Genomic DNA, 1,068 nt, shown 5'->3' with positions numbered 1-1,068 from the left:
AGTTTGCGATAGGTGAGGTTGGAGGTTTTGTTGGAGGTCAGGCAGGCTATCACGGCACCAAACTTCTAGGGGGAAGCGAAGCAGATGCACAACGTGCAACCTTTGTAGGCAGTATTTTAGGAGGCTTTGCGGCATCGTCTGCGGCGAGTAAGTTTAGTTTGAATGAGGTGCACACCTCAAAGCAATTTTCCAAAATAGACTTTACTGAAACAAATTTTGATGTCAATCTAATTAGAGATAGATTGAGAACTAAACCCGATACAGCTTTTTTCTGGTCAGGAAGAACAGATGGTATCGGAGGAATGGATGTTGCAAAAGATATTGCCAAAAGTAGAGGTGGTGTCACGCTAGAGTCTACTATTGATGATGCTAATGTTATCATGCCTGAATGGGATTTTAATAAACCATCAAGTATTGATGCATGGGAAGAAGCGTCAAATATTTATGCGGAACAAGTTTCTGGGAAAATTCGAGCTGTCGTAGGTAACGAATTAAGACCTGGAAATATATGGGAAAATATAGAATTGCCGAGGTTAAAAGCAAATCCAAATGTTACTCAAATTACCACAATTGACCCTAAGACAGGTATAGAAACAATAATATTTAAGAGGTGAAATCATGAAAATTTCGGGGACGAAATCATCAATCACTTTTGACTTGGAAAACGGACATATTTTAAGAGCAGAAGGTGAATTATTAGTTGGAAAAAAATTTGTAGTTTATAAAGATAGCATGACACATTGGGAACCGCCCTTTGAAAAAGACCTAGTATCTTTACAAGATGTTGAGAATATTATTGCCATAGTAAAAAGTATGGAAAGTGAGAATACAGTGCATATAGAATTTGTATAACTACTTAGTTAAGTAGACTTGCCCTCTCTCTTTTATATCAATGAAGTTGTTGAAAAAGGGAATAATATTATTATTAAAATGATATCACAGACTTGAATGAAGTGATTATCCAGTATGAGAGCAATCATGCTAGTCATGATTTGTCAGCGTTTAAAGAGCTGCTCGCCTCAACAAAGGCGCTCTTGGCGGAGTATAGTAATCGCCCTAGGACAGTGG

At 37.7% G+C, this 1,068-nt stretch carries 1 protein-coding gene and 1 pseudogene; both read left to right on the top strand.

The window, feature by feature from the left end; all coding sequences use genetic code 11:
• Nucleotides 1-614: pseudogene (locus RFK25_RS11455) on the top strand (hypothetical protein); the annotation flags it as partial.
• A 4-nt stretch (nucleotides 615-618) separates the two neighbouring features.
• Nucleotides 619-852, top strand: coding sequence for an Imm74 family immunity protein (locus RFK25_RS11450; RefSeq protein ID WP_105111728.1), 234 nt, complete (start codon nucleotides 619-621; stop codon nucleotides 850-852).
• The last annotated feature ends 216 nt before the right edge of the window (nucleotides 853-1,068 follow it).

It is taken from the genome of Streptococcus sp. SS-4456 (assembly GCF_036680365.1).
Taxonomy (GTDB): domain Bacteria; phylum Bacillota; class Bacilli; order Lactobacillales; family Streptococcaceae; genus Streptococcus.
Note: the sequence above shows the minus strand (reverse complement) of the source record. Positions and strands in the feature narration are given on the sequence as shown.